At 40.4% G+C, this 24,891-nt stretch carries 16 protein-coding genes; 1 reads left to right on the top strand and 15 read right to left on the bottom strand.

Annotation, left to right across the window (positions count from 1 at the left end; genetic code table 11):
- Positions 1-106 precede the first annotated feature (106 nt).
- The 9 genes from D8S85_RS17650 to D8S85_RS17610 all read right to left on the bottom strand — a co-directional run bounded on the left by D8S85_RS17650 (position 107) and on the right by D8S85_RS17610 (position 14,468).
- On the bottom strand, positions 107-2,428 hold the full coding sequence (locus D8S85_RS17650) for a DUF5117 and DUF5118 domain-containing protein (protein WP_106481626.1): 2,322 nt from the start codon (positions 2,426-2,428) through the stop codon (positions 107-109).
- Between the two features lie 14 nt (positions 2,429-2,442).
- Positions 2,443-4,782, bottom strand: coding sequence for a zinc-dependent metalloprotease (locus tag D8S85_RS17645; RefSeq protein WP_106481625.1), 2,340 nt, complete (start codon positions 4,780-4,782; stop codon positions 2,443-2,445).
- A 54-nt stretch (positions 4,783-4,836) separates the two neighbouring features.
- Positions 4,837-5,826, bottom strand: a complete 990-nt coding sequence (locus tag D8S85_RS17640; RefSeq protein ID WP_106481624.1) for a hypothetical protein — start codon at positions 5,824-5,826, stop codon at positions 4,837-4,839.
- 97 nt (positions 5,827-5,923) lie between these two features.
- On the bottom strand, positions 5,924-7,609 hold the full coding sequence (locus D8S85_RS17635) for a PKD-like family lipoprotein (RefSeq protein ID WP_172726537.1): 1,686 nt from the start codon (positions 7,607-7,609) through the stop codon (positions 5,924-5,926).
- A gap of 13 nt (positions 7,610-7,622) precedes the next feature.
- Entirely contained in the window at positions 7,623-8,309 is a 687-nt protein-coding gene (locus tag D8S85_RS17630) for a DUF4843 domain-containing protein (RefSeq protein WP_158641626.1), read from the bottom strand.
- A gap of 11 nt (positions 8,310-8,320) precedes the next feature.
- Entirely contained in the window at positions 8,321-9,826 is a 1,506-nt protein-coding gene (locus D8S85_RS17625; protein WP_106481621.1) for a RagB/SusD family nutrient uptake outer membrane protein, read from the bottom strand.
- 15 nt (positions 9,827-9,841) lie between these two features.
- A complete protein-coding gene (locus D8S85_RS17620) occupies positions 9,842-13,171 on the bottom strand; it encodes a SusC/RagA family TonB-linked outer membrane protein (protein WP_394345048.1) in 3,330 nt (1,109 codons plus the stop codon).
- Between the two features lie 164 nt (positions 13,172-13,335).
- A complete protein-coding gene (locus D8S85_RS22305) occupies positions 13,336-13,569 on the bottom strand; it encodes a FecR domain-containing protein (RefSeq protein ID WP_127075780.1) in 234 nt (77 codons plus the stop codon).
- A gap of 8 nt (positions 13,570-13,577) precedes the next feature.
- Complete coding sequence (locus D8S85_RS17610; RefSeq protein ID WP_127075447.1) at positions 13,578-14,468, bottom strand: FecR family protein; 891 nt, start codon at positions 14,466-14,468, stop codon at positions 13,578-13,580.
- A 146-nt stretch (positions 14,469-14,614) separates the two neighbouring features.
- Between D8S85_RS17610 and D8S85_RS17605 the strand changes: the two genes are divergently transcribed.
- Positions 14,615-15,190 carry an RNA polymerase sigma-70 factor gene (locus D8S85_RS17605; protein ID WP_106481618.1) on the top strand — a complete coding sequence of 192 codons (576 nt, stop codon included), beginning with the start codon at positions 14,615-14,617 and terminating at the stop codon, positions 15,188-15,190.
- An 89-nt stretch (positions 15,191-15,279) separates the two neighbouring features.
- Here the strand turns inward: D8S85_RS17605 and D8S85_RS17600 are convergent, their stop codons facing one another.
- The 6 genes from D8S85_RS17600 to D8S85_RS17575 form a co-directional block, all read right to left on the bottom strand.
- Positions 15,280-16,803 (bottom strand): PKD-like family lipoprotein, encoded by a 1,524-nt coding sequence (locus tag D8S85_RS17600; RefSeq protein WP_106481617.1) that lies wholly within the window; start codon positions 16,801-16,803, stop codon positions 15,280-15,282.
- Between the two features lie 21 nt (positions 16,804-16,824).
- A complete protein-coding gene (locus D8S85_RS17595; RefSeq protein ID WP_106481616.1) occupies positions 16,825-17,637 on the bottom strand; it encodes a DUF4843 domain-containing protein in 813 nt (270 codons plus the stop codon).
- Between the two features lie 20 nt (positions 17,638-17,657).
- Positions 17,658-19,160 carry a RagB/SusD family nutrient uptake outer membrane protein gene (locus tag D8S85_RS17590; protein WP_106481615.1) on the bottom strand — a complete coding sequence of 501 codons (1,503 nt, stop codon included), beginning with the start codon at positions 19,158-19,160 and terminating at the stop codon, positions 17,658-17,660.
- 11 nt (positions 19,161-19,171) lie between these two features.
- Positions 19,172-22,501, bottom strand: coding sequence for a SusC/RagA family TonB-linked outer membrane protein (locus D8S85_RS17585; RefSeq protein ID WP_228423261.1), 3,330 nt, complete (start codon positions 22,499-22,501; stop codon positions 19,172-19,174).
- A gap of 680 nt (positions 22,502-23,181) precedes the next feature.
- On the bottom strand, positions 23,182-23,853 hold the full coding sequence (locus tag D8S85_RS17580; protein WP_106481614.1) for a hypothetical protein: 672 nt from the start codon (positions 23,851-23,853) through the stop codon (positions 23,182-23,184).
- A 17-nt stretch (positions 23,854-23,870) separates the two neighbouring features.
- Positions 23,871-24,467 (bottom strand): hypothetical protein, encoded by a 597-nt coding sequence (locus D8S85_RS17575; RefSeq protein WP_127075445.1) that lies wholly within the window; start codon positions 24,465-24,467, stop codon positions 23,871-23,873.
- Positions 24,468-24,891: the final 424 nt, after the last annotated feature.

The following is a 24,891-nucleotide window of genomic DNA, read 5'->3' as shown; positions in this document are numbered from 1 at the left end:
AGCTGAACCATCCCGTAACGGTTGAGCAACGGTTGAACAACGGCTGAGCAACGACTAAGGGGGATTATTTCCCTAGGATTTCAGTAGGATTTCCCATAGTTCTAGGCTATACCTTACCTATTCCTTTTTCAATTCGCGATATCAAAATTTTACACATCATACGAACATGTTGACTCTTATGAAGATTTTCCAATTTCTTTAAATTCTCACAGAGTTCTTGTAACTTCCATCTCACCATAGAATTACAAAGATCTTCAGTTTGAGTTCCAGTAACTTGTTCTAATAAAACATCAACACATAATATCTGCATATCCATCCGATCAAATGATATCTCGCTATTTTCAGCAAAATCACAAAACAACATAGAAAATAAATCTTTAAAATACATATCGGTCGTGTAAACCTTTCCCACGTGTTCTTGTTCCGAATCAACGATACGTTTTATTACCTCCGAAGAGGATAGATATTGAAATACTTTCTTCATTTGACGGATATAATTTTCTCGCATTTGCCCGAGCATATTCTCTCGAACCGTTTTCGTGATGATCTCCTTTTCCCCTGTAAACACATATTTGTCCAATATTTTCATGGCTTCACTTTGTTCCTCAATAGAAATCGGAACGTTTCCTCTCTTTCCGCCGATATAAGATGCAACTTGCAACAAGTATTCTCCGAACAAATCTATACCGGCTTTATTTAAAGCCATAATTGCTCGTCCCCAATCATACTTTTTACCGGGATAGACAATATCATCCATAAGTTCGGTTAGAGAGAGCAAGTTGGTTATTCCATCATCCAAGGCTTTCAATGGATTATTCGATAAATCCCCGCGACACACCCGCGTGTCTTTTTCTTTCGAAGACAAATTCTCCAACTCGAAATCCTTATATTTTTTTCGTAAAATCTCCCATGCCTCGTAACGATCTTTACAGGAAAGAAATTCCCGATATCCCCATTCAATGGCCAAACAGTCATAAATTCCAATTCTTGGAACAAGTTCTTTCAAGGGGACCCGATCTGTTTTCCGTATAGCATAATGATACGGATTCTCATCCATGATTGAACCCGTATAGCCGTATTTTTTTAGCCATGCTGCATCTTTCACCTGCTCTATCGTAAAAGCCGTACTACCGATTAAATTATCTCCCAATCCTAAAGCCTGACCGACGGCCTTCATTACCCGTGCACGCAGTATCTCCCCTGCCACTTCCGGGTGAAAACGATTAGCGCATATCCGATCATCAACCGTCCCGCACTGCAACAAGTAACGCTGTAATTCCCCAGGCAAAAAACCATGCCCGATGTTAATTCTACACGACAGGATTTCTCCCGTTTTAGGATGAAACGTACATGTTGTTTTAATACCGATCTCATCCAAATCGTATGCAATCACGGCTCGCTGTTCAACCAACACGGTGCGAGTATCCGCTATTCTTACTTGCATTACATTTTTAAAACCTGCCTTCTCAAAAGCCGTATTCCACGCGAGAACAGCTTCTTTTATACGAGGAATCCATTCAACCGGACAACAAGTGTCTATGTAAAAAACAATCGGATTCAAGGGGTTCACCCATTTCCCGCGTTGATACGCCTCCTTATCCCTTTTAGAAATTCCAAGATTCCATCTTCGGATGATTGAATCTCTTTCCGCACAATAAGGATTCTGAGAATAATCCCAAAAAGAAATCGCCTGATACTTGATTCGTTCATCAGCCCACCGTTCTTTCATTTCCTGTTCCGGCAATAAGGTTACGACACAACCAATTTCTACCGGTAGAAAACCACCAGGGGAAATCATACCGGCCTGTGCCTGTTCCGGAGAAAAGCCATACATCCGATGCACGGCAAAACTCACCCCATCAACAAACGAGTGCACCCCAAGAATCTTTGCTAAAGAAGATTCCTGCCCCCTCATTTTTGAAAAAGAAACTTTGAACCATTCATCTCGTGTTTTCAACATTTCAGTAATATCAATAATATAACCGGAATTACCCGAAGCGTAAGCTTTTATCGGATACACGATATCAACAGGTTGCAGGTTTGATTTCCGGAAAGCCTCGTACAATTCATCCTTTTTCCCAGACACACGTTCTGAAAAATTCCGACGCTGCAAATAAATAGAACCATTCTCGACTTTTTCCAAATACACGACGCCTAGACTCTCCAACGGACGAGCCACCATGTCAAACCCTTTATTTATTTGTGCCCGAATCTCTATTTCTCGTCCTAACAAACGATCCGGGATTTCAAGATACACGCTCGTGGAATCCTGATAAACAGGCAAAATCCCTACTATTTTTTCCATCTTTTCATGGAAAAAATCATTAAAAGCCAAGGGTTGTTTTACATCCTCCTGTCCCAACACGTTTATCACGGGCAAGCAACAAAAAAACAAAAGAAGTATATATAGTCTATCCACTCTTTTCATATTAAACAATTATTTTATAATGACTTTAAATTTTCCAACAGCCATGTAACTTTTTTTCTTTCCACATCACTCAAACCTGTCATATAAGTATTCCCTTCCTCTACGATGCGTTCAACTTCTTTCATCCCCTTTACAAGTACGCGCGAGGGTATATAATCGGGTTTGCCGAACAAGGCTTTTAATGCTTTCACGTAAATGGATTGCATCATATACCGGGAAGCCGAAACCGTTGTGTTTTCCCGCCACTCCCGAAATATCAAATGATGCAATTCATCCAGATATTCGTCCAATGAATAAACCTCTTCATTCACGTTATCCTCAATTAATGCTATATTTATGCTTTTTTGTACTAATCTGGTTATCGTTGATTCGTACAAATCTTTCGCTAACCTCCTCGCGTCGACATCCACCCTTGTTGCCAAAGAATCACGATATAACCATTCAAAAGGCACTAACACGTGTTGATCAAGGAATTGCATGACTTTTATCATGTAACTCTTACTGACAGGTACATAAAATCTTGTCGTGTCGTTCTCGCTTCTCATCACTCCGCCTATATCCGTAAGCACGTGACCTATATAAGTGGAATATTGATGCAACACTCCCATAAAACGAGATTTTACTACCCGATAAGATTGTTGGTCTGTCACTTGCCAAACGTCAGGCATATCCATTAATCGCTTCAAGTTTTCTATGCCCTGCCCATTAAAGTCAACATGATCATTTCCTAAATCCTCCGATTGGGCCCTTACGTCTATCATGTCCACGAAACGTTTCTCCGGGTTTCGTTGTTCCTTTTCAACCCACTCATCCAAATTTTTAACGCAACCCTCCGGGGCATAACGATATCCCCACTCTATTGCAAAATGGTCGTACGTTCCAATCCGAGCAATCCTATTTCTCAAACTCACCCGATCTTCCCCTCTTGCCGCATAATTAAATCGCATGTAATCCATGATAGAAGTTCCCATCCCATGTTTATCCAGAAATTCGTTATCGCGAAGTTGTTCCATTGAATAAAGACTACTACCGATAAAATTATGCTCCAATCCTAGCGTGTGTCCAATTTCATGCGTGACCACCATTTTTATCAATTCTCCCAGTAATTCATCAGGCACTTCGATTTGTCGGGCAAGACTATCGACAATACCACATTGAGCAAAATACCATTGCTGTACCAAATCCCAAACACTACTGAATATTCCCACATGGCTTGTAATTATCTCCCCGGAGCGGGGATCTACGGTCGACGGACCGTAAGCATTCTGAATAAACGAGGTTTTCCAAGAAATAAACGAGTAGCGAGTATCATCTTCTGAAAATTCCGGATTCTCTTCAGGAGTTGGGGCTAACTCTCCCCGAATGGCATTCTTGAATCCAATCCGTTCAAATGATTCCTGCCATGCATTCACCGCCTCAATAAAAAACGGAACCCAACGAGAAGGAGTATTCCGGTCGATATAGAACACAATCGGTTTTATCGGCTCAACCAATTCTCCCTTGAAATAAGCTTCCGGGTCTTTAGGCTCTAACCTCCAACGCTTAACAACAGAAATCAGGGAAGGGGTGTAGGCATTGCGGGAAAAATCCACTTTCGACAAACCAAAATATCCTACATTCCGATTACGCAGACGCATTTCCAATGGTTCACGAGGCAAAAGAGCCAGACAAACCCCGATTTTCCAACTTGTCGTAAACGTTCCATTTGCCCCCAAAGATCGATCTTCGACAGAAAAACTTCTTTTTGACCGGATTAAAATATTCTCCGGAAATCCTTTTATCTCCTCTATTCGACTTTTCTCCATCTCCTCCATGCCGAGTGTCAACTCAAAATTAAAAGGATGTAAATTGAACAAAGGGCTTTTCATCAACAAATTAGTTACCTTAACCAACACGGAAGAAGAGGTTCTCTCCAAAATTGGCAATGTTTCATGAAGCATCAGATCTCCTCGTTGACAAGCGACATGGTGTATGCCACCTTTATCTTTATCCATCCCGATACGGTCACATAAAGGAATTTGCAACAACACGTTGTTTCCATCTTTTTGAAAGCAAATGATTATTGGCCCGAGGAGATCTCCGGAATAACCGTAACGTTTCTCTTCACGTCTTGCCTTCAAAGCTGCAGCCTCAAGAATCGTCGTCGTAATAATCATATCGCGTCCGCATAAAGAATCCGGAATTTCCCAATATATTTGTTCTCCTTGGCAGTATGTAGTAAACATTCCGGGGATAACGATCAATGAATCTTTCGACTGACGGGAATCAAAAAAGTGATAAATCTCTTGCTGTGCAGTCAAATGAAAGCACACGCTTCCTATAAATAACAAGATTAGTCCAACTCTCTTCCACATATATAATCTATCTAAACGAAATTCTCGTATTCAGTTAATGCTCTCTGTCAAAAATCAATTCACATCAAAATAGACCGGATCAGAATACGGTGAAACACGGGTGGTGACACCATCTTCAGCAACAATCAACTGGATGGCGGTATAAAACAAACGCCACCCGTTGTCCCTGTGTCGCTTGTAATCTAAAACATGTTTCGCCCCGCTGAATGTATAAACGTTCATCGTGTCCACCTTTATTCCACGTGTATTCTCCTTTGTAAAGTCTGCTCCCTTCGGACGATTCATCTGGGTAAGAGCCACCGTGTGCCAAATTCGATTTCCTTTTTTTAGCTGTTGCTCGACTTTAATATCTCCGGAAAACACAACCGTCGCTCCCGTGTTTACCATTTGCATATTAAAACACTCGTTGTCTGTTCCATGGAGAAAATCAACCGCGTACTCATGTGGCTGACCATCCGTTATAAGGTTTACCACTTTTTCTTCCATGGCCATCCCTCTACGATCAGCCCAGTGACGTATGGCAAGTTTAACCTCTTCATCGGGGGTAGCGGCAAATGCTGTCGCCGTAAATTTAATCGTGAATTTACCTCCATCGTACGAAGCATCAAAAATGGGAGATTGAATAAGTGGGGTTAAAAGCTCCGGATCAGAAACAGCAGATCTCAAAACAAGTCCTTTCGTAGAAACTTGTCCCATAAGCATATACCATCCTTGCCCGGTCATGTAATCATGGACATAAGCATTCATATCCAAAGGTTTGTATTCGTTTTCAGCGAGTGTCGAATCCCCTTTTATCGTTGTGATCAAGACGCTCTGTCGCCCACCCTTGTCAACAACACGTTCTAAACCGACATAAACAATAATAGAACGAACCACAGAAGTATCCAACGATTTCCAACTCGCCACAAAGGTTTGTTCATTTTCATTAACTTGATATGGCGAAAAGGTATTTAATTTAGGCAAATCCATCCTGTATCCCTGTGCATATATTCTCAAAGGTGAAATGTAACACACGAGGAAACAATATAGTATCATTTTTTTCATTACATACAATATTTACCCGGACTATTCCAAAAGTTTTATTTGTTATCTAAACTTTTGGAATAGTCAAACAATGATTTATAAATAGGGAATTTCCTTCTTAAAGTTTCACGCTATATCCAAAATCAACAATTTTACCGAACCCTTTGTATTCCAACACCTCACTATCGCGCTCGACTTCTCCGGTAGTTGTTAATTTCAATTCAAGAATTCCTCCTTCATTCCCACCATAATCCAAGGAAACACCCAAGCGATAAGGAGTTCCAAGCCATATCCACTCAGAATCCCAATCATTCGGATCGGCCGAGTAACCCCAATCGTAATGTTCATTTTTGAATTTCAACCCGGTAATTTTTACTGCAGCATTTTCATATTCATAAAGCAACGTCATTCTCGGTACCGTACGATTGAAATCTACTTTATAAATTTTATTACCTCCGGCAATAAATAACGTCTTACCAAAAACATAGCACGTCGTGACACGCATCTCGTCAACACTCATGCCTCCCGGTAAATCAAAAGTATATTTCCCGGCACATATTGCCGTTTCCCCATTAAATCCTTCTCCATTAAAATCATAAACATGAATCTTACGATCAGATGTACTGAAGAATGTCGCCAACACATTCGAACGGATCATATTCATATTTATCATGATTTTATCATCTCCAATATTATCCGGGTTAAATACATTTTCTGCTTTTGGGTTCTCCCCTATCTTACCGATTTTCTTCACCACCTTGGAGGGGTAAAAATAATTGTTATAACCGTATTTTCTAAACATCTTATTATCTCGATAGCCTTCCATCATCTCATCATATTTTTTACATCTCAGGAAACGATGATTTTGTTCATCATAGAAAATAAAACCGTATTCCAATATGGGGGCTATTTTTGTGATCTTATACGATTCTTCGGAAGTACTTTCCCACTGAAGCGGATAATATACAGAAAAACCGTCGTCATTCGCCATGTACAACTTCCCGTTGTCAGATAAAACTTCTCCCAAACGTTGATAGGTGTTCGTAACCAGCCAATCCGGAGAAAAATTGTTATCGCCATTCACAACTTTAACGTGGAGCATGGCCTGATACGTATAAATTTGGTTGAAAGAAACGGCGTTCATTAAATGTACGTCTTGATCCGTCCCGATTATTATCACCGGTTGTTGGGGATTGATGAATGATCCTTCTAGTGAACCAAAAGCCCAATCCGTCAATAGATACTTGGGGGTTCCCCCTATAGGCAGATCCTGTTTCATATCCATTTTGTAGGCATCCGGAATGACAACGCCCCCACTTCCTTCACCATCTACCGCCCCCAAAACACATTTCCCGTCAGTATATTGAAGTACAAACCAACTGCGACTATAAGGCACAATCGGTCGCACCGTGGTTACCTTATACCACTCGCTACCGTCTTCTCTATGATCCGTAACGATCAAACGTATCGTCTGTGATTCCACGTCTGTCGGTTGAAACACCAATTGACACGTTTTTTCCTGTCCGCATTCCACCCATTCTTTTAATCCGGTACTCTTTTTTACTTCCTTTTCCCATCTATAGCTCAAATGAGATTCTTCCTTTTCCAATGTCTGGGATAATTTCGGTTCAATAGACACGGGAACAGCCTCTTCTTTACTCAAACGAACATTCACCGTGGCCGGTAATTCTATATTTATCTCATTTATATCATGATAGTTATAAGAACCTTTATCATCATAACACCCCAATAATAAAAGCAAACTACCTAAAAGGAAACTATTTATTTTTACAAACCCTTTCATAATCTTCATTTTTTCAGTTTACTTGTTTAAATACGATCTCTTCTCCATTTTCATCCAATAAAGGAGGATTACTCTTTTTGTATTCTTCGTAAGCATCATACAGATTTTTTTGAGCTTCCTGCGTGGTCGGAATGCCATCATGAGTTGCTCCAAAATAATCCATCATAAAGAAATATTTGGAATCCGCGTATTTCCCCCAGTACCATTCATTCCAGTCATTACGTTTTATCCTGTAATAAACATTCATCGATAAATATTCCCGATCTTCTCTCCCTGGATCAAACTGATGCAGGGGATTATCCAAATCGAAATAAATATCCGCCTGATACGCCGACGTTACGGTCAAAGCCTCCGGCCGATGAACTTTTATGGTTACAATCTGGTAAATCGAATCCATCGGGAATACATATTTCTCGTCAAAAGATATATTTGCTTTTAGGGAATAGGTCTCGTTCGGTTGAACTTTCAGACAAAAATTCCTCGCTTCCGGCAAACGGTCCCCCTGCAAATTTACCCTTAACATCCATTCTTTTTCCGTGTGTCCTTTCACGTAATCGGTGTCTACAAAATAAACATCCATATTACTATAGTAAAAATTCAAGCGGGGAGTTTCGTTATACAGATCAATATCATTTTCTTCACATCCTACATACAAAAAAAACGATACCAATAACAACAAAAGAAATCTATATTTTTTCATCTTCATCAATTTTAATTGTTATTACCAAAAGTTTTCTCGTTATCCGGTAAAGGCCATTGGTAAGAAGCGGACATATCCTCCTTTACACAATAAGGAAAAGTTTTATAATTATGCCGTTTATAAAAATAGAACAATTGCCCTTCAGAGAAAAACTCCTTCCGATACTCTTTCATCAATTCATTGACCCGCTTTGTATGCGTCGGATCGTATCCCGCTCTTGTGTCCAAACGATCATAATCATCGTCTGCAACAACTCCGTCCTCGTAAGCAATCCCACGGGTCCACATCACGGTATTTAAAGCCTCCGCACTTTTACTTTTATCAGTCTCACATTCTGCTATAATGTAATACATTTCGGGTAATCGAATCAATGGCAACACATCTTTCCCGTAATATTTTGAAGCATTAGAAGTATAGGAAGACTGATCGTATTTCAGGCAAAGTTTATATTCTTTACTACCATTCCCGGCAACATTTTTAAAAGCGGATGTATTTGCCCGGATATCAAAAGTTCCCCGGCTTCCTGTTTCAAAATGTTCATCAAAATTAGCTTTCGTACGCATGATATAAACGCCATCGGAAAGTTGGCCTTCCGGAATTCGTGTTTTATAATTACCTTCGTCTTCCAATAATTTATCCAATTCATAAACATTCAAACCGAAAATATGTTCAGCAAATAAAACAGGATTAGAATTATCTTCATAAAGAGCAAAATAATTGCTCTCCACAACGTCATACGCGTACGTTAGCGCTTTTCGCTTACTTTCTGCATCCCCTTTATAACAATATACTCGGGCCAACATGGCTTTTACGGCACACGTATTCATGCGTAACTGTCTTGAATCTTCAAAAGCATTGTAATCTTTGCTATAATACTCCGGTAAATCAAAATTCTTCGGATCTGAAATCTCCAATAGCGAATCTGCTTCATGCAAATCTGTCAAGATATGCTCAATCACCTTCTCTGCCGGTAGAACCGGAGTTGCTTTTTGATCAAAACTAGTTCTATACGGGATTGCTTTCCCCGTCGGAGTTACACTATACACGGGACCATACAATCTTAACAAATCAAAATGCAAAAATGCGCGTAATCCCAAAGCCTCTCCTTTCATCAACTCATAGTATTTCTCTGTTTTGATAACAGATCGATTCTTGTCTATATACTTCAAGAAATTATTGATGTTTGCTATTACATTGTACATACTTGTATAGACTCCGTCTTTCACACTCGACCACGTATTATCGTAATCATATATCTCTCGCCATCGCATTACTCCCGGGAACTCATCATAATTACCGGAAATAGCATCAAGATACCCATAGGTTAAATTTTTTGCGTACAGGTTGGTCTGCCCCATCTTCAAATAAAATCCAGTTAGGACATCCTTAAATCCTGCTTCGCTCTCGAATAATTTTTCCACCGGGATAGATGTTTTAGGTTGCACATCCAACCAATCGGTACAAGAGGTGATCCCTGCCACAAGTCCTAGTAATAATATATATAATCTCTTTTTCATATCTCAAAAGTTTAATTAAAATGCAATATTTAGAGAAAACGAAAACTGACGGGCAAAAGGATAATCAGTTCCCCGTTCCCGCTTCACGGACGACAGATAGAATAAATCCTCCATATTAAAAGCAAATTTTACAGAACTTACTCCCCAACGTTCAATGAATTTTGTATTTGTTTTATCCATACGATAACTCAATGAAAGCGAAGTCATTTGTAACGTGTTTTCATCCATAACAAAACGGGAAGTAGCTTTCGTTCCGGCTCCGTTAATACCTGTATTCATTCCCTTAAATTTTGCTTTATCGCCAACATTCATCCATCTCAAGTCTAAAACCCGTTTATCGGCATTATACATCAAATCAGCATTTTCAACCTTATCCAACAAGGTTTGATTATACACTTGTCCTCCGAATTTATAAGCCATGCTTACATCTATCCCAAAGCCCTTATAAGCAAAAGAAGAATTAATATTTCCCTGCCATTTCGGTTCAGTCGTACCTACTGGCACTAAATCTACGACATCATATTCTCCGGTAATCTTTCCATTTCTTCTCAACAATATCTCCTCGCCCGTCATCGGATCTATTCCTAAGGATTTCACCACCCAGATCCGGTTAATTGACTCTCCTTCTTCATAATACGGGAGCGGACTATCCCCTTGTTCATTATAATTTTCTTCATTCATGTGGCGTAATGCCTCTGAGATTTTTTTCAATTTATCTTTGTTATGAGAACCATTAAGGGAGATTGTCCAGTAAGCTGAATTTCTCGTGTCCTGATAAGGAATAAAGGCTACGTTCAATTCCACTCCTTTATTTTCTAAAGAACCCAAATTCTCCGGGTAAGAACTAAATCCTAAAGAAGGAGCTAAAGTAACTTGGGTCAATGAATTCTTTGTCAACTTCCGGAAATACTCTGCCCGAGCAGTTATACGCCCCTTCAACACGCCCAATTCCAAGGCAATGTTCCAAGTACCTGTCTGCTGCCATTTCAATTTCTCATTCGGCATCGCAACAATCTCTACGCCAGTTCCATCAGAAGCCAAATAGGGGTAAAGCAGATTATTATAACTGTAAAGTTCCCTTGATTGATACGGGGCAAAACCTTGGGTTCCGGTAATTCCATACGATCCTCTCAGCACGAGTTCTGAAATAAAATCAACCCGAGACATGAAATTTTCCTTTTTCACATCCCAGCGTATCCCGCCAGCCCAGAAAGGTGCAAACCGATTATCCTTTCCAAATTGAGAAGAACCATCTAACCGCACGTTAAAATCGACAGAGTATTTGTAAGCGTAAGAATACCCGAAACTTCCCGCCCAACCTATCAACCGAGAGGTATTCTCCGAACCGGACATTTTCTCGTTATATTGTTTACCAAACAATATTTCATCCATATTTTCATTCGGGAAACCTGTTACGTACGCTCCGTAATTTTCATCTCTACTCTCCTGAATTGACATACGAGCGTTAGCCGTCAAGTAATGTACTTCATTCAGTAGTTTATTGTAACTTGCCGTCAAATCTAATGAATATTGGAAGTTTTCCCTCTGCGTACGCCTAAAATCACCTCTTTTAGTCGGATCTGTTATTTTGTCAAAAGCCGTATGTTGAGCAGGTCTGAAAACATCCGTCTTACCATTCCCCTTGGAAAGAGAAAAGGCACCGATTAACCGGATGTCCTCGTTGGGATTGTACTCCACGCTAAACAAGTTTCTAACACTAAAGTTGGTTGTTCTATTTTTCGTGTTCAAGGTAGCATTGTACATCGGGTTGGCATAATCGGTCGTTCTTCCTCCCGTATAAGTAAATATTACAAAATTATCCAAACGCTTCAATATTTCGCCGTTTTCCCCGTAAGGACGCAAGTAAGGATTCAATTTCGCGTACTCGCTAAAACTCCCCCATGGAGACTCGTCCCCCACGGTATTATCGACCGTGATACTATTTTTTAGTAATACTTTATTAAAACGATACTGCAAATCCAATGCTCCGGTCATCACATCTCTTTTACTCCCTTTCATCACTCCCGGGGTATGATTGTATCCCACGTACAACCGGTAACGCAATGCCCGATCACCACCCTCCAAAGTTACCGTATGTCTTTGTTGCACGGAAGTTCGTAAAGGTTTATCCAACCAATACGTGTTCACGCCACGCTTTACTTCTCTCAATTTATCTTGGTAATTTTGAAGTATTTCTACGCCATTATTCCCTTTATACATACCGGCTAACACTTCTGCTCTCAACTTTTCCTCCGCATTCATCAAATTGTAGTCTGACAAATCAGGTATTTCTATTCGAAGGTTTCCACCATAAGAAACCCATAGACGTCCTTCTTTCGGTGTTTTGGATTCAATTACAATGACTCCATTCGCAGCCCGGGAACCATATATCGCGGTAGCAGCTGCATCCTTCAACAAGGTAATGGATTCAACCCGGTCCGGATCCAAATCAACCATCGTCTGTAAGTCGATCTCAAAACCATCCATTATTAACAACGGTTTATTAGGGTAAGTATCATACTCTCCCTGTAAAGTCACCATTTCCGCGGAAGCACCGGCATTACTTCCCCCGGGCAACGTGGCTTGTCCTCGCATTCGCAAATCCGGTAAACGATTCGGATTAGACCCATTCAACACATCCTCCATAATCCGAAAACTAGGATCTATTGCTGCTAATGCTTTCGCTATGTTTGTCGTACTTATTTTCTTTAAATCATCCCCTTTTACTGAAAGAGCCGATCCGGTAAAACCCTCTTTTCTTCGATTAAACATTCCTGTTACAACAATCTCAGACAGCTCTTCTTTATCCTCTTCCATAACCACGGTCAATGGTTTCATATCTTTCTTTAAGTCTTTCAACACGACAACCGTATTTTTCATTCCCACGAAAGAAAAGACCAATACAACACTATCCATTTTCGGCACTTCCATTGAAAATTTACCATCAGCACCCGTTGCCGTTCCAATACTCGTTCCTTTTATTAAGATCGTTACCCCGGGTAAGGCTTCTTCCTTTTTATCCTTCACGATTCCCGTTATTCGAAAAGACTCTTTCTCCGCCTCTCTCATAATTTGTTCTACACGAGTCTGGATCACGATCACATCATCTTGAATATAATATCCAAGTAACGTATTATTTAAACATTTATCAAGAATATACTTTACATCGTCAGAAGTCACATCCAAGGTTACTTTTCCAACTTTATTCACATCACCCTCATTGTAAATAAAAGTATATCCCATTTTTTGTTTGATCTCCTTGAAAACAGATTTCAAACTTGCATTCGAGACTTTTATCGTCGTCCTTTGTGCAATAGTCTCTGCCGAAACAGATAGAAACGACATCAACAAAAAAGCGGTTGTCAATTTCATAATTAATAAAATTTTCTGTCGGGTCTGCCGAAACAGGCCCTCCTCGTTCTTTTTTTTCATACCTTTGTCTAGTTTAAATTATACAATGTGCCTTTGGGCACTCACCGTGTCAGACACCGCTACATGTCTGACACTTTTTATTTCACAAAAACATTATTTCCTTTAACTTCTATCTGCACCGCCCTAGTTTGTTCTATCAAACGGAGAACCTCTTCAAAATTTTCATGCCTACGCGTATCCACAGAAAAACGTTCATCGCGTACTGATGAGTTTTCAAAGAATACGTTTACATTATACCAACGAGCCAATTCATTCAAAATGATCTCCAATCGTTCATTTTCAAAAAGGAAATACCCTTGTTTCCAAGCGATATAAGGAGTTACATCGACCTCCCGTTTATCATTCCTTTTCCATCAAGTTCCTTTATCACTTGCTCTCCCGGCTTCAATTGGATATTCTGATCAGCATCTCGAATCATAACACTTCCCTTTACCAACGTTGTCGCAGAAGGTAAACTAGGATAAGCACGAACATTAAATTCCGTTCCCAGCACTTCCACCTCATAAAGTCCCTCGATCTCTACCCGAAAAGGCAATAAAGAATCCCGAGCCACCTGAAAATAAAGTTCGCCACTAGCCACCACCTTACGTTCTTTTCCTTCAAAAATGGTTGGGAAACGCAATTTAGATTCTGAATTCAACCACACGATTGTTCCATCCGGTAACACAACTTGATACTCCCCTCCTCTCGGTGTTCTTATTTCACCATAATCTACTTTTTGCATATTTCCCGAATCTGTCGATGAAAATAATACTCCCTCTCTATTCTCTAATAAATTTCCATTTTCAGACACGAACAAATTAGTACTATCTTTATTTAACGTCATCACTCGACCATCCGATAGAACAAGTTCCGCATTTACTCTCCCCGGCTCAATGCTTTGCATTACAAACATCGAAGAAGTATTTTCCTCTTCTTTTGTAAACTTCCACATCGCAAAGATCACAATCCCCAATAGAGAAGCTGCAACCATCCAATATCCCCTATATATTTTTCTCTTCCCATGCAGTTTATATTCGACTTGTTTCCAACTTTTCTGCCAATCATATTCCTCCATCCTCTCCATTTTCATCATGATGCGATGTTTATCTACCAAACGAGAAAAAGTTTTTTTATTTTTCTCATCTTTCAACCACTCATCCAACTCTTTCTGTTCCTCACGAGAAAGTTTTCCTTGAAGATATTTAAAGATTAATTTTTCTACGCCCATTTACTTCAATTCTATTATCAATTGTTTACATATAAAACGACCAACTTTTCTATCAGTATTATTTAAAAAAAGTTAAATTTAAAGTTTACACATAAGGCTAACTTGCTTTTCGGGGCGAAAGCAATACCTTTGATTCTAATTAGAGAATGATATTTGTAACAAGATTTATTTTGTCTGATGAAAATTTTATAGCAAAACTTCATTTCGGTGAAGAGAGTATATTCAAGAAGATATTTAAACAATTTTATCTTCCTATCAGGTCATTTGCTTCACGTTTTGTAAAAGATAACGACATTGCCGAAGATATTGTACAAGATGTTTTTCTTCAAATGTGGGAAAAACGTCTGATGTTTGCGACACTCTCTGAAATAAAAAGTTACTTGTACACCTGTGTCCGTAACGCCTGTCTGGATCACTTGAAACATGAACGCATAAAACAAAAACACGAAATTTATGTACAAACTTTCGTGTCACCCGAAGAAGAGCAAGAATATATCCTTGAAGAAGAAGTCGATGCTTTAATTCACAATGCCATCGGACATCTATCCCGACAAGCACAAAAAATTGTAATCATGACAATGAACGGGGATTCAAATATCGAAATTGCCCAAAAACTAAATATAACCGTGAATACTGTCAAATCCACGAAACTAAAGGCTTATCAAGTTTTACGTAAACGACTTCGTAACGTACAATGGCTTTTAGCTCTTTTATTAACCTAAAGAAACGGATTCCTCAAGAAAAAGAAATACTTAAGATACAAATAAGGGGGCCTCGGATGCACAGCTCCGAAGCCTCCCTATTATTTGCATCATCTCGTTTTAAAAGCGATACTCTTTACCTTGCACAAATTCTTCCATTCACTTCCTTTCTCTTCCTCAATGATAATATGATCCACATCATCCACCACTTTATATTTCATAATCATTCCTCCTGTAGAGGTCGGTTTCGACGGGTCATAAAGAGCTATATAAAAATAATCACTCGAAGTCTGCACCAAGATATCCGATGAAAACAAGGTAATCTCGTAACCATCAAATGTCTTCAACAGTTCACACTTCTTCCTCGCAAAATCATAGCCATACAATTTATTGCCCACGGTATAATAAATCACAGATAACATATTGCTTGCCCCGAAAAACTCAGCCTTATCCAAATCAATCACGTTATCCATTTTTACCACCAACTGCTTTATAATACCGTAATTATTGGAAATTCTATAACTATACAAATAAAAATCACTTCCATCTTTCAGTATCGTGTAAGTCGATCCCGAACCTTTATGACAATTGAGCGTTGTCACATACTCGAGTCCCGGTTCCCAAGAGAAAGGATCTCCTACCCGATCAGATATATTCGCACAATAACCTATGGGGGTCCCATAACCGCTCTGCTGATACACGAAACGTCTGTCTCTTTCGTTATATAACACAATAGCTTGTCCCCGCTCTTTCACGCTATACCCAATTTTATCGCCCACGGGGAATAGATCATAATCCCCCTTGTAATGATTACTCGGGGATCCGAAGAAACAAGACTGTTGTCCAGACAATTCCGTATAATACAAATTACCATCCACAATAGCGGCCCTATAAAATCCCATAATCTGTGCCGCTTCAGTCATCACACACTCTCCGGCAGCCGACATATCATAAAAAGACCATTTCAAATGTGCGCCTTCGATAGGCAACAAGGTTGAAGTACTAAGCCTGTAAGTACCTTTATCCGTCCCGACGTGAATATAATTCAATGCGGCAACAGGGCGATACGGCGGGACAAAAATATAAGTCGGCTTGCCCCATTCTTGAATATCAACCTCTTGCAAAATATTTTTCAACAAGGTCGTATCCTCTCCTCCCGTTGATATCATATCAAGTTGGGCCAACCCGTTATCTCCTTCTCCCAACACGAGCCACCCCTGCGAAAACAAGGTTGACAACTGCAAACTTAAACTTGAAATCGTAGTCAATCCAGTGGACTTATCCTTAATTTTGAAATAGACTCTATACCTTTGAGAAGGTAACGTAATCGGATAAACCAAATCCTTTTCTTTTCCCAACAGATACTGTCCACCGATAGTCTGATCGCCACCCACGGCCATCCATTCATACTCATAATTATCGGGGTCATTGTTAACGGATGTCGAAATTTCAGGAAAAACCCGTAAGGTATCCACGAAAGAATACATACGTATCGTCGTGTCTCCAAAAAAGTCATGTTTCACGGTTATCTCGTTAATCGCGCGATAGGAGTAATTCCCCTTGTCATCATAGCAACTTTCAAAAAGGAAAATCCCCAATAATCCTATCAGCCAAATCTTATATATCATTCTCATAACATTTCATTTAAAAATAAATCATATCAGAGGCCCCATCGTCATCTCAAACTCGTTACCAGCAGCATCCTTATCCATCACCGTACGCCCTGCCGCCTTTTCCTCTTTCAGATACCGATCAAAATTCTGGGCTAACGCTTTCGCCCTATTCGAGGTCATAACCTTGTTATCTTCAAAATCCTGCATCGATAAACCAAGTACTTCGCATACCAGCTTAAACTTCGTGGGAGAAAAAGCTCCCCAATAATTCACGGTCCATTGCTTGGGAACAACCACTTGGTCATTTATCCCGATCACGTGAACAATAGGGTTAACTACTTTATCTTTTGAACCGTATATGCTTCCGAAAGGAATCCATCTCTTCAACGGTAACTTAAAGTCCGCACTCTCCTCCAGTCGTACCGTCAAATAAATCACTGTATCAGGATTTTGCATTAATTTTTCAGTCCACACGATCCGGCAAGGGATTTCCGTCTGTCTCTCCCCGGCTTCTACCACTTGGCTATTCTCAAACGGTTCGTAATCTTCTCCCACCTTTGCCGTCGTGAGAGTATCTACCACCCGAATGGTGAAATAACGGTCGTGATCTGCCACATCCCCGATAATCCTCACCCGGATTGGTAACACGGTATCCTTGGCCGTGAACATCGCAAAAGGAATCAACGTGGTATCCACGTATTCATACTGCTCCAAATCGCCATACCCGGAAGCCGGAGCCTTCTGCATCATAAAATAAATACCGCTCTCCCCTTCGTAGCCCATCATCTCTGTCTCACAAGCGCACAACCACATTGCCAGACCCATAACAAATATTGCTATATATCTTTGTTTCATAATCTCATCCGTTTAATTCATCATTCCATACTCCGTTTATCTTTCTCGCCTTGAGGCAAATCAAACAAATAAAAACTTTGCTCCATCTCGATCATGTTATTGAAGTCTTTACTTGAAGGTATTTGCGTCCTATTCTGCCGTTTGTAAAACCAGAACAATTGTCCCTCTCCAATAAACTCCCTCCGGAATTCGGCCTCTACCAGATTCATCAACCCAAGTGCTTGGTTCGCCTTGGCAACTCCCCGTGCCGCCCGTAATCGATTCAGATGGTCAAACGCTTCCTCCTCATCATTGGAACATTCCGCCACGATCAGATGCATCTCGGAAATCCGCATGACAGGCATGAGATACGTGTACCCTTGGCTAACTTTATTGTCATCAGGCCCTTCTGTATCATCCACGGTCATATACTTCACGAAATGTTTCTTTTCATTCCCGTCCGGGTCTTTCAACGTCATCCATTGTTCCGTGTAACGCCAATCATTCACCCGCGTGTCCTCCTCGTACAAACTCTCGATATTAGCATCCGTCGGGCGTAGAATCACCTTCTCTCCCAATTTGTTGGAAAAAGTGGATTCATACACGTCTGACCGCTTCAAATTATACAACCCGAACAAGATTTCCGTTTTATACACCCGGTCCCATTTCGAAAGAGTCGTAGCCGCCGCACGGGTCACAAAAGGAAACCAGCTATTATCCTCCTGCGTTTCTTTGATCACTTGTCGGGCATACGTCAACGCTGTTTCCTTATCTCCCGTGTACAACGCCAGCCGGGCAATATACGCCTTTACCGCGTAATAATTCAAGCGCAGGGAACGATACACCATATCATTGGGTAATCCCGGACCTTCATCCCCCCAAAGCGCTCCTTTTTTAATTACCGGATCATAATCCTTCAACAACTCCTCTGCCGCCTTGAAATCATCCATAATCAATCTCGCCACTTCCGATGCTTTCAGTAAAGGTCGTACTCTCAAATCAGAAGATTCCGAATAAGGAATACACTCCGTTTCCGGATCAACGGAATAGATCGGTCCAAACACCTTGAATACCTCAAAATGCAACAATCCCCGCAACGCCAAAGCTTCCCCTTTGATGACATGATAATATTCACTATTCAGCACATCTTTTCTCTCGTCACACGCCTCTATAATCGTGTTCACGTTGACAAGCAACGTATACACCTTCGACCACAACCCGGACACTTGTCCTTTTTTAGTTGTTGGGTCAAAAGTAGATAACCTTTGCCACGCCTGCTCATCTTTATCACAATCATAGTATTGCGCAAGAACATCAAACGTCTTGTAAGACAACGTGCCTCCATACAAGTTGGCATTCAGCAATTCAATATACACCCCATTCAACGCGGTCATAAATCCGGTTTGAGAAGAGAAAAGCGTATTTTCCATAATCCGGTCCTCCGATCCCAAATCCAACCAACTATCACAAGACACCACGGTAGAAACCAGCACGATCATCGTGATGTATTTCAACTTATTAAATAATTTACTCGCAAATTTCATAATTTCGTCTTTTAGAATCGTAAACTCAATGAAAATGAAACCGTACGGGCAAAAGGATAATCCGTTCCCCGTTCTTCCTTGAAAGAAGACACCCGGAAAATATCATTCATATATGCCCTGAAAGTAACTCCTTCTGCCCCGATTTTCTTTATCCACGCACCGGAATATTCGTATCCAATGTAGATGGATTCACCGGAAAACGTGTTTTCCGTCCTCACGAAACGGGAAGACATCGGTGTAGCGGAATTATCCTTTATCGACTTGAACTTTGCCTTATCTCCCGGTTTTTGCCAACGATCATACAACGCCCGCTTATCCTGGTTATAATAAATCTGCTCTTTCGATAGATTTTCCACTTTCGAGTACAATGCCGAAGCCATCACCTCTCCTCCTAAACGATACCGGAAATTTACCGAAGCAGAAAAACCTTTGTAATAGAAAGAAGAGCCAATAACTCCCTCCACGTCAGGACGGGAACACCCCACAACTACCTCGTCGGCTGTCGAATAGATAAAGGTTTGGGATCCATCTTTTTTTCTGAACATTTCCGCCCCGGTTGCCGGATCAATTCCCAACGAAGGCACAGCCCACATATCATCAGGACTGGCCCCTTCATAGTAACGAACTAAATTCTGTGCACTTCCCAATTCATTAAACTCGTTCAATTTATCACCAATATCCCGATACTCGGACTTGGACGTTCTAAAATTCGCATTCAGCGACCAACTCAGATTCTTTTTCTGGATCACTGTTCCGAAAATACTCCCGTTCCATCCCCAGGAAAGCTGCCGCCCGGCATTTGCATTAATGGAACCCACGCCCACGGACGGAGGCATCGGAACACTGATCAAAAGAGGATCGGTATCCTTGTAATAATAATCCAATGTCACCCGGATCCGATTCCGCCACATGGATATATCCACCCCGATATTCTTATCCAACGTTCGTTGCCAATCCAAATCCTTGTTACCGAACTGGTCTATAATCGCACTGGAGCCGAACATATTTTGCAGCTCCACATTATACTTGTAAATTTTCATCGCCTGGTAAGCGTCAAAATTCTGATTCCCGGGATTCCCCACGGATGCCCTGATTTTGAAATTCGAAAAAAGCCCCAAAGACTTCATAAATTCCTCGTTATGAAGATTCCAAGCCAACCCCACGGACCAAGTGGTCGAGAATCGTTTATTTGCCCCGAATTTAGACGTACCGTCCGAACGCATGTTGAAATCCATCAGGTAGCGATTCATAAAAGAATAGTTGACATTCATGAAGAAACTGGTTGCACGACTGCGCTCCAAGGAATAATTAGGCTTCTGTCCATCTTTAAAACCCGTGGAAAAAGCCGGATTCATATGCAGGTCATCGTTGAAACCGACAACACTGTAACCGTCCCGCTTACTTTTATTCTCGCTAAAAGACCATCCTCCCACCACATTCACTTGATGTTTTTCCACGAATAACTTACCGAAAGCAATATTCAAATCCCCGTTATACGAGAATGCCTCCGTGGTCGAAGCCGAAAATGACCCCTGTTTCAACTTTTCCGTTTCCAGAAAATCAGGATGTTTGGGGGATTTAAACTGCTCATCCCGGCTCACGTTCTTGGTTAGCCCGACCCTTGCCTTCACCCTTAAAAAAGGATACATCCTCCACTCGATCGAGAAGTTATCACGCAAGGCGATCGAATTACCGATATTCGTATTTTTTATTCCCCACGCATACAACGGATTTTTTAACGTTCCCGTATTTTGTTCCGTCCCGGTATCCTCCAACCACATGGGGACATAGCCGTTCTCCAATTTTTTCCGATAATACGGGTTAGCTTTTGAAAATTCGGAAAAAGCCACGGGTTCCCGCTCCGTATGAGTCACATCCATACTAAATTTATTGGCAAACAATAATTTATCTCGCCGATAAGTTAAATCAACGTTGGCACTGATGATATTCCTGTCAGACCCTTGCATCACACCATCAGAATTATTGTAACCGAATCCCAACCCATAACGCATGGCATCGTCGCCACCGTCAATATAAACGTTGTGACTATGCTTGAATACCGTACGGAGCGGTTCATTCATCCAGTAAGTATCGACACCCCGCTTTACCTCTGCCAGCCGCCGGTTATATCTTTCAATATTAACTACATTCGAGTAACTCTCCAAATCCTCGTAAAGCCCGGTCAGGCGTTCAAACTCCAACTTCTCGGAAGCATTCATCAAATTATAGGCAGAAAGATCTGCAAATTGAATCCCGTAATTACCGCTATAAGAAAGGCGTAACTTTCCCGCTTCGGGCTGGACCGTTTCGACTACAATCACCCCATTGGCTGCTTTGGAGCCGTAAATAGCAGTGGAAGCAGCATCTTTCAATATCGTCACGCTAGCCACCCGGTCCATGTTCAAATTAACAATCGTTTCCAGTGTCGTTTCAATACCGTCCAAGATAAACAAAGGCTGATTCGGGTCGTTATCAAATTCCGTCTTCAAGCCTACCACACTCGTCTTTCCCCGGATTTCAATGTCCGGCATCCGGTTCGGATCCGATCCCCATTGCTTACTCTCCAACACCAACATGGAAGGATCCAAACTTTTCAAACTCTGGATAACATTCTGACTTCCGATCATTTTCAAATCTTCCTTCGAATAGGTAGCAAACGATCCGGTAAAACTTTCCTTATTACGAGTATAAATTCCGGTCACCACCACTTCTTGAATCGTCTCGGAATCTTCCTCCAAGGTGACATTCAATGCCCTTGCATCCTTTACCGCAATCTCCCGTGTCTTCATCCCGATACACGTGAAGGTCAGTACCACACCATCCAGCGAGGGCAAGGCTAGCGCAAATTTTCCGTCAGCATCCGAAGCCGTACCTAACGTGGCCCCTTTCAACACAACAGATACACCCGGAAGGGTGTTACCGTCTTGATCCGACACGACACCCCGAATAACCACACCATCTGTTTTTGGGGCAACAGTTACCCGTTTTCTTACCACAACCGAGGAACCCTCGTAAGTGTACTCAAACAGGCTTCCCGCAAACACTCGCTTTAAAACAGCATCCACCGTTCCCCCTTCCATCGTCAGCGTCACGGGAGGGAACGCAGTCATCTGCTCCTTGTCGTAAACAAAATTCAGACCTGTCTGCTCCTTAATCTGTCGAAAAACCTCCTGCACGTCCGCCTTATTCACCCGAACGGTCACCTTTTGTTGTTGGGCTTTGCCAACAAAGGGCAACATCAGCAAAATCACACACGTAAGGCAAACGTGCCTCCACGGCATTTTTGCTTTTTCCCGGATACAACGCTCCCAAAAAACAAAATACTTCTTGCTTTTTTTCATAAATTTGTGTTTTAAAATTAAACCTTACTAGATGCTTCCAACATCTAGGACGAGCCGGGAGTTGTTAGCGCAACACCCGGTTTTTCATTATGTTACAGTTACATGTATTCTCTCGAATCTTGTTCGCCGTCAATCTTTCGAACGACAATTTAGGCGTAAAACTTTCCAGCCATAAGTTTTTTTCATAACTTTGATCGTTGATTAATTTGTAAAATTGATTAACAAGAGGAGTGAGTATTCTGTGTTTTCTAGGCTCGGGATACACTCCTTTTTTTTATCGAACTAATGTGGCGGCTCATTCATAGACTATCGCTATTTCAATTTTGCCCAATCCCCCAAGCAAAAATTATACAACAAAAAAAGCGAGGATCGTACATTCTATCTCATCTAAGGCATCGCCAAACGCCCGGTAGTAAATAGACAACGATCCACGCTAGCCAGCGTGAATCCGATGCCTAATCTCACTACCTTAAAATTGGCGATTTCTAGACGAAGATTAGAACAAACTCACAATATTTTCATGCGGACTCTTCCGCATTCTATTTTTCAACTCCTGCAAATATATGATATTATTTCATAAAATCAAACACTTTATTCCATCATAGCTATATTTACATCTATTTTTCTACTCATCAAGACAATAATCGGAATCTCTCAAAATTTCGAATCCATCGGAATATTCACAATTTCAAGTCAATATCAATTTTCGACTTCATCTTTTTGATTTTCTCTTGATACAGATTCATTCGATTCACTTCATTAACAAACTCCTCACAAACTTTATCCGGTGTATACTCTTTTCCCGTTAAATCACAATAAACAGGTCTTCCGTCTCGATAAAAAAGGAAATAATTCATGGCATAAAGCGTAAACATTTTATACTCTTTTGTATTTGCTTCCAATAATTTATCGGGAAGCCAAGAAACCACGTTCTCCCACTCCTCCGTCATGGATTCCATTTTCCAAACGTCATTTTCTTTTATTGTCATCAACAAAAAAGTTGTCCCGTCCTCCCGTTTCCCCCATAGACACACCTTATCTTGGGGAAGTGATAAACACTCCAAAATCTTTGCAGGAGATGGAGAAGAGTAAAATTCCTGAACATCAAATTCATAATAAGGACATATCTCTATATGACACTTTTTAAGCTCCACCAACGTCTTATCTGGCTCCTGTTGCAACATCGATCGAGAAACGGTCGAGTATCTCTCTACTAACGCATCCAATATTTGATCCACATCTTCGGTCAAAGGAAGATTAATCCTCTCTCTAACTTTATTCAAATCACTATTTCTATTCTTATCCATGCAACCACATACCAAGAACACTATTAGAACTAGATATTTGCTCATATTTAAACTATTTAATATCAACTAATTTTAGCTATAACTAATAAATCTGAAATATCCCTAATGTTCCGCTCCGCATATTGTATTGTTCCCGTTGCTGGATTGATCACTCTTAATTTAATCACATATTCTCCATTCAAAAGAACACGATCAAATCCTAATAATAATACTACATGTTTTAGACTTAAAATACACAGGGCTGTGGGTATATTCATATTAATCTCTGCAGAACTTTTTGAAATCCCAAATATTTGATCAAACGTCGCAACAACATGAAATCGTTCTTCTGCAAAATGTTTTTCTCCATTATAATAAGTAATAATATCTAATAGTTCCCAAGGGGTTACTCCTGCATCTATCACACAATATTTAAAAAAAGGATCATATGATGCATCAAAACAATTCAAATGAAATGGACCATCTAAATGAAAAATACCATGAAATGTTGCTGATTCCTCTTGCAAAACCATCCCACATGACAACATTTCAACAGTAGCATGTCCACACCACGTACTCCATTTCTGATAGGCTTTACACCAATCTACACGTCCAAACGATTGAGAATTGGATGTATAAACCACCATCAAAAACGATATAAATGTAATTAATCTTTTCATAACAATTTCATATTAAAAGATTGCTACTTTTCTTAAATTCACACTACTTTTTCGAAAAATCAAGAATTACATATCACTTGCCTAGACGCAACGATCAACCTGAAGATAAAGCAAGTAATCATACACTCAATCACTCAACAAAAGGCAATTTAAAATTAAAACTTGCTAGTCATAAGTTTTTCATAAATTATTGATTAATTTGTGAAATTACTCAACAAGAGAAGTGGTATTCAATGTTTTCTAGGCACAGGGTATACTTCTTTTACACATCAGTATGGTGGTTCATCCATAATTATCATTATTTTAAAGTTAATTATTAAGTTCCTGATGTCTAAAGCAGTCTTTAGATAAAGATCAAAACTTACTTACCCTATTTCATGCAGACTCTTCTGCACTTTATTTTTCAACTCCTACAAATATATGA

It is taken from the genome of Butyricimonas faecalis (genome assembly GCF_003991565.1).
Lineage (GTDB): Bacteria > Bacteroidota > Bacteroidia > Bacteroidales > Marinifilaceae > Butyricimonas > Butyricimonas faecalis.
The sequence above is the reverse complement of the archived record's forward strand: the minus strand, read 5'-3'. Positions and strand labels throughout refer to the sequence as shown.